This is a genomic window from Caballeronia humi, from assembly GCF_001544475.1.
GTDB classification, from domain to species: domain Bacteria; phylum Pseudomonadota; class Gammaproteobacteria; order Burkholderiales; family Burkholderiaceae; genus Caballeronia; species Caballeronia humi.
Map to the genome: position 1 here is coordinate 1 of NZ_FCNW02000112.1, position 6,546 is coordinate 6,546.

Annotated in this window: 6 protein-coding genes; 3 read left to right on the forward strand and 3 right to left on the reverse strand. The window is 64.2% G+C overall.

Translation table 11 applies throughout. The features are described 5' to 3' along the window. The coding region (locus AWB65_RS37470; RefSeq protein ID WP_235008048.1) for a hypothetical protein at positions 1-239 on the forward strand (239 nt) is incomplete at its 5' end. A 71-nt stretch (positions 240-310) separates the two neighbouring features. Here the strand turns inward: AWB65_RS37470 and AWB65_RS33790 are convergent. Continuing rightward, positions 311-1,582 carry an SGNH/GDSL hydrolase family protein gene (locus tag AWB65_RS33790; RefSeq protein ID WP_087671142.1) on the reverse strand — a complete coding sequence of 424 codons (1,272 nt, stop codon included), beginning with the start codon at positions 1,580-1,582 and terminating at the stop codon, positions 311-313. 157 nt (positions 1,583-1,739) lie between these two features. On the opposite strand from AWB65_RS33790, the gene AWB65_RS33795 reads away from it, so the two are divergent. Next, complete coding sequence (locus AWB65_RS33795; RefSeq protein WP_087671143.1) at positions 1,740-2,912, forward strand: methyltransferase; 1,173 nt, start codon at positions 1,740-1,742, stop codon at positions 2,910-2,912. A 7-nt stretch (positions 2,913-2,919) separates the two neighbouring features. Here AWB65_RS33795 and AWB65_RS33800 read toward each other — a convergent pair whose 3' ends face one another. After that, the gene (locus tag AWB65_RS33800; protein ID WP_087671145.1) at positions 2,920-4,170 is read right to left on the reverse strand and encodes a TIGR03862 family flavoprotein; all 1,251 of its coding nucleotides are present in this window, start codon (positions 4,168-4,170) and stop codon (positions 2,920-2,922) included. A gap of 159 nt (positions 4,171-4,329) precedes the next feature. Here AWB65_RS33800 and AWB65_RS33805 point away from each other — a divergent pair, with 159 nt between their 5' ends. Further along, complete coding sequence (locus tag AWB65_RS33805; protein WP_087671144.1) at positions 4,330-5,811, forward strand: MFS transporter; 1,482 nt, start codon at positions 4,330-4,332, stop codon at positions 5,809-5,811. A 510-nt stretch (positions 5,812-6,321) separates the two neighbouring features. Here the strand turns inward: AWB65_RS33805 and AWB65_RS37475 are convergent. Continuing rightward, positions 6,322-6,546: hypothetical protein (locus tag AWB65_RS37475; RefSeq protein WP_235008049.1), on the reverse strand; the 225-nt coding region annotated here is incomplete at its 5' end.

Below are 6,546 nucleotides of genomic sequence, written 5' to 3' on the forward strand. Positions count from 1 at the left end.
CCGAAAACCTGGAAGCCGCGTCGCCATCAAGCGCCCACACTTATCGGCTGTTAGTTTTTAAAGAACATTCGCGAGAAACCCGCACTCAACCTTCGGCGCTTCGTTCTGCGTCGCTGCATCAGCAGCAGAGAAACGAGATTATGAAGAATCTTTTTCCCTTTGTCAACAAATTTTTCGCTTTCGCTTCCAAACTTACCGACTTGGGAGACCGCTTGTTTCCTTCGCGGCCCTCGTCGTGAAACGAGGAGACGAATAGTAGGTGAACCAGACGCCAATGACAAGGACGTGACACAAATATTTTTTGAGACGCTCAGCGCCCTTGCTGGGCGGCGATCACGTCGATGGGGACGGCTTCCGCCATCGCCGCGTAGCCAGCGTCGCTCGGGTGGATGTGGTCGCCGCTGTCGTAGCGGCGCTGAAGCGCGTCCGGGCGCACCGGGTCGCGCAACGCGTGATCGAAATCGATGACGCCGTCGAATGCGCGGCTCGACCGGATCGATTCGTTTACCGCCAGGCGGATCTTTTCGCGCTCCGGCGGCAAAGAAGCCGGCGTCAATGTAGCCCCATATATTTTGATGCCACGCTGGTGCGCCTGCGCGATCAGCCGCTGGTAGCCGCGGATCAGCGAGTCGGCGGTGACTTGCGTGTGCGGGTCGTCGCAATCGAGGCCGGCGCGCGGGGGCATCGCGGCGAAATTGATGTCGTTGATGCCGATCAGCACGATGATCGCGCGCACGCCAGGCTGGCGCAGCGCGTCGCGCTCGAAGCGGCCGATCACCGCCTCGCCATAGCACGGCGAGTTGCTCAGCAACCGGTTGCCACTAATCCCCGCGTTGACGATCGCCGTCCCCGAGACGCCCTTCTCCGCGAGCCGCCGCGCCAGCGCGTCAGGCCAGCGGCGGTTGGCGTTGGGCGTCGAGCGCATGCCGTCGGTGATCGAATCGCCGATCGCGACGATGCTTTGCCCAGACGCATCGTCGACGGCGACGCTCGACAGCCACGCGTACTGGGTGAACCTGGTGCGGAAGGCGTCGGCGGCAGTCTCGTCAGCGTGGTTGCCGGGTGTCGACACGTAGTTGATCTGGCTCGCTACCCGGTGCCACGCAGCCAGTTTTTGGTCCTTACCTATATAGAGGCTGACGGCGAGTGGCTGGGTCGCGGCGACATCGAAGGCGATGGGATCGCTCTCGACCTGCCCGCCCGGCGCGATCGTCACGCTCTTGTTCCCGGCGAATGTGACCGCGCGGTCCGTGCCCGGGCGAGCCGCCGCGCCGCTGCCGCTCACGGCCCGCGCGATGTGCGCCGCGTCGATCACGAGTGGCGTCGTGCCGTACACGTTGCTCAGCCGCAAACGCGCGCGCTTGCCATCGAGGCGGGGGTAGATCATTTGCCTCACCGTCCGCCCACCGACTTCCGGCGCGCGATACAGCGGCGGCAAGTTCGCCCGCTGGGGAATGGCCTGCAAAGCCGTCGACCAGGCGCTGACCCAGTGGGCGTTGTCGGCGGAGGTATCGGCGAAAGCGGGGGTCAGCGGCAGGAACTGGGCGCAAAGGCATGCGGCGGCAAGGATTCGAAGCGTCATTCGGTGGTCGCGGGCTGAACAAAACGTCGATTGTGCCTGACCGGTCGCGACCGTCGCACAGACTCGCCTTTCACGCAAAAACGAGACGCTTCGTGGAAAAGCCTCAGAATGTAGGCATAGGCCAGCCGGCCCCACCTCGTTTCGGTATCCAATTCGCATGCAATCCAAGAACTCCGTCAGTCCCGCCGTCAATCCGCTTCAGCTCCATTGGGAGGAGGACGGCGAGAGCCGCTCGGCGCTCTGGCGCTCGGAAAGCGGCAACGCGCCGCCGAAGCGCGTCGTGATCGGCGACGATCAGCTCACCGCCGATTCCGCCTATCGCCTCGCCTGCGAAGGCACGGCGATCCTGTGGCGCGGCGACTTTCAGAACGCGCGGCAGTTGTTGCAGGCCGTCGTGAGACGAATCGAGAACAAACCGAAGAAAACACGGAAGAAAGCGGACGAAGCGCCGCCGCCTTCCCCGGTCGACAGCTTCAATCTTCACCGGCTCGCTCAGTCGCAACGCGCCCGCACGCTCGCGATGTTGCTGCTCCCGCTCGACGAGCAATACGCGATTCCGCTGCGCCGCGCGCCCGACGTGCGCGAGGCCTGCGAGGAAGCGTACGGGGCGTCGAGCGGGCCGTCGGTGGTGTCGCTGCGTGAGGTGCTGGGGCTCGTCGGCGCGCACGAGTGGCGCAAGAAGGGCGTCGAGATTGCCGCGCTTGGGGCGCGTATTCACCCTTACTACGGCGTGTTTTCGCCGGTGCGCGGCGAGTACATCAAGCTCGTGGCGGACCAGCCGCTGCCGTCGAAGACGCTCGCGTTCGACATCGGCACCGGCACCGGCGTGCTCGCGGCGCTATTGGCGCAACGGGGCGTGGAGCGCGTCGTCGCGACAGATATGGATGCACGCGCCCTCGCCTGTGCGCATGAAAACATCGAGCGGCTGGGGCTCGCGTCGCAGGTGGACGTGGTGAAGGCCGACCTGTTCCCCGAAGGCCGCGCGCCGCTTGTCGTGTGCAATCCGCCGTGGCTGCCCGCGCGGCCGAGCTCGGCGATCGAGCACGCGATCTACGATCCCGAAAGCCGCATGCTGCGTGGCTTTCTCGGCGGCCTCGCCGCGCATCTGACGCCCGGCGGTGAAGGCTGGCTGATCCTTTCGGATTTCGCGGAGCATCTCGGTCTGCGCACGCGTGCGCAGTTGCAGGAATGGGTCGATGCGGCCGGTCTAAAGGTCGACGGACGGCTCGACGTGAAGCCGCACCATCCGCGCGCCGCCGACAAAACCGATCCGCTTTACGCCGCGCGCTCGAAGGAAGTGACGTCGTTGTGGCGGCTCGTCGCCGCGTAGTTCACGCTCAGGCGCGCGCCGCAAGATACGCGAGCGCGCCCTCACCGGCGACGATTCCGCTCGCGAGGCACGCCGTCAGCAGATAACCGCCCGTCGGCGCTTCCCAGTCGAGCATTTCACCTGCGCAGAAGACGCCGGGCAGCGCCGTGAGCATCGAACGCGCGTCGAGTGATTCGAACGCGACGCCGCCCGCGCTACTGATCGCCTCGGTGATCGGACGCGGGCGCAGCACCTTCAGCGGCAGCGATTTGATGCGTTGGGCGAGCGTCGGCGGATCGGCGAAATCTTCCTTGCTGACGCATTCGCGCAGCAATCCCGCCTTTACGCCTGTGATGTGCAGCCGGCTTTGCAGATGACTCGACATCGACCGGGCGCCGCGCGGATGTGTCACCTCTTCCATCACCCTTTCTGGCGACAGACCCGGCGCGAGGTCGATCAGGATCGTTTTGTTCTCGCCTTTGATTCGCTCGCGGATCGGCGCCGACAGCGCATAGACCAGACTCCCTTCGATTCCCGTCGCGGTGATGAGGCACTCGCCGGCGCGCCAGTCGATGCCGCCGTCGTCGCGCGGCAGTCCAATCGCCACCGATTTCAGCGGCTCGCCCGCAAACCGGCTGCTGAAGTGCTCGCTCCAGTCGACGTCGAAGCCGCAATTCGACGGCTCGAACGGCTCGACGCGCACGCCACGTGCTTCGAGATGCGGCACCCACGCGGCGTCCGAGCCCAGGCGCGGCCAACTCGCACCGCCGAGCGCGAGAATGATGACATCGGCCGAAACGTGCGCTTCGCCGTTGGGCGTGGTGAAGGCGAGCGTGGTCGATGCGTTGTCCGCCCATCCGGTCCAGCGATGCCGCATGTGAAACTGCACGCCCGCCCCGCGCAGCCGATGCAGCCAGGCGCGCAACATCGGCGCGGCTTTCATGTCGGTCGGGAAGACGCGGCCTGAGCTGCCGACGAATGTCTCGATCCCTAAATCATGGACCCAGTTTCGCAGCGCTTCTGCGTCAAAACGATTTAACAATGGCTCGATTTGCTCAGCGCGTGCGCCATAGCGGGCAAGAAATTGCGACGACGCTTCAGAATGCGTGAGATTCATTCCACCTTTGCCGGCCATCAGAAATTTACGGCCGACTGACGGCATCGAATCGTAGACATCGACGCGCGCCCCGCCGGCCGACGCCGCCTCAGCCGCCATCAACCCGGCAGGGCCCCCGCCGACGATGGCAACGCGTGGAATTTCTGGTGGTTTGGAAGGCATGCTGTTCAGGCGCGAATAACGAGACGCCATTTTCGCATTGCGCCATCCGGACGCCGGCCCGTCATTCATCAAATAACAAAAATGAATTTGTCCGCAGGCAGCCCGCGACGTAGCATCGCGCGATCATTGCCTCGTCAACCTATTTTTACCAGGTATCTCATGTCAGCTTCCCTTGCGCCCGAGCGCTTCGACGCGCCGGCCACTCCAAGCGCCGTCGACGCTCGCCCCGTCATCCGCAGCGCCGCCGATGTCTCCAACCTCGTCAACCGGGGCGCGGCGATCGGCAGCGACGCGCGCGTCGTCATCGCGATCGCGCTCGGCGGCGTCTTTCTCGATGCCTACGACCTCGGCGCGCTCGCGTTCGGCGTCAAGGACATCGCCCGCGAATTCTCGCTGACGCCGACCGGCACTGGTTTTGTCGCGTCGGCGATCACGTTCGGCGCGATCATCGGCGCGTTGATCGGAGGCTACCTCACCGACAAAATCGGCCGATATCGCGTCTTCATGGCCGATATGTTCTTTTTCGTCATCGCGGCGATCGCCTGCGCGCTCGCGCCGAACGCCTGGGTGCTCGGCGGTGCGCGCTTCGTGATGGGACTGGGCGTCGGCATCGATTTGCCTGTCGCGATGGCGTTTCTCGCTGAATTCTCGCGGCTTCAGGGCCGCGGCAACAAGGCCGCGCGCATCGCGATGTGGTGCCCGACGTGGTATGCGGCGATCAGCGTGTCGTATCTATTAGTGCTCGGGCTGTACGCGGTGCTGCCGGAAAGCCACTCGGGCTGGCTGTGGCGGCTGATTCTCGGGTTCGGTGCGGTGCCGGCGATCGTGATCATCGCAATCCGGAGCCGCTATATCAGCGAGTCGCCGGTGTGGGCGGCTAATCAGGGCGATCTCCCGGCTGCGGCTGCGATTCTTAAGCGGTCTTACGGCATTGATACGCGGGTCGAAGCGGACGGTTCAGCGGCGAAAATCGCACCTCGCAAGGCGGCGTGGAGCAACTACGGCAAGCTGCTGCGTGGCGTGTACCTGCGGCGGACCGTGCTCGCCACGGTCATCGCGGTGGCGTCGTCGTTTGCGTATAACGCGGTCGCGTTCGGGTTACCGGTCATCATTTCGAGCTTCCTCAAGCAGTCGATGCTGACTACGATCCTCGCCTCGCTCGCGCTCAACCTGTGTTTTGCGTTCGTCGGCGGGTTAGTCGCGGTTCGGACGGTGCCAAAGGTCGGCGCGTGGAAGCTGACGGTGGGCGGCTACGCGTTCCAGTTGGTCTCGCTCGTGGGGCTCGCGATCGTCGGGCGGCCGGAGAACGGCGCGGAAGTCGTCACGGCGATCGCGTTTCTTGCAGCGTTCCTGCTCGGGCAGGGCTTCGGGCCGGGCTCGCACAGCATGACGTTCGCGTCGCTGAGTTATCCGACTTCACTGCGGGGCGTCGGCGTCGGCTTCAATCAGACGCTGATGCGCTCCAGTTCGACGGTTTCGCTGTTCCTGTTTCCGGTGCTGTCGGCGGCGCTCGGAACAAAGGTTTTCTGGATCATCGCGGTCGCGCCGTTGGCCGGATTGGTCGCGTTGCTGGCGATCCGGTGGGAACCCTCTGGGTATGACGTCGATGCGGAGGATTTTGAGCCTGCGCGCAAGGGCTGATTTTGCATCGTGAGAAAAGTGTGCGGAGACATGGTTGACACTTCCTCGCCGCGCCGGTAGTACGTGGGCCGCTGCGGTTGAGCGGCCCTTTCTTTTGGAATGCGCGATTTGGGTGAGCCGCATCGGCGCGAATCGTCACGCTGGCACGTTTCATCTGCTTGCAAGCCGCGTTTCGGGAAAGCGTGCGGGGACATGGTTGACACCATTCTCGACGCCCGAAGCGCGGGAGTTGAGCGGCTTTTTGCTTTAAGAGGCGCGATTTCGGTACGGACGGCGCGGGTCGCGGATGGTCGGACGCCGCATCCGCCTGCTCCGCGTGTTCTGGCGTCCTGGGAAAAACGTGCGGGGACATGGTTGACACTTTCGCTCGACCGCAAAAACGTCGTAAGTAAGGCGGCCGCTGCGTTCGGAGCCCCCTTTGCTATGAGACGCGCCACTTTGCAATGCGCACGCAATCTTGCCGCCCCCGGCTGGCGGCGAGCACATCCTTGCCATTTGCAGCGCCTCTCTTCAAATAGCGCGCAGAAGTCCCCGCCCCGGGGGTGTTCCTGCACGTCGAGACGAATCTCCTCCCATAAATCTCAAAAAAAAGTTATAAACCGACCGGCCGGTCGGTTTATAATCGCCGAACAGCGACTTCCTTGAGCGAGCGATCGTCATGTACACCCAATCCCTCGATATCCCCGGCAACGTCCAGCCGATCGGCGCATCGGCCGATGTGAACGCCTCTCCCGA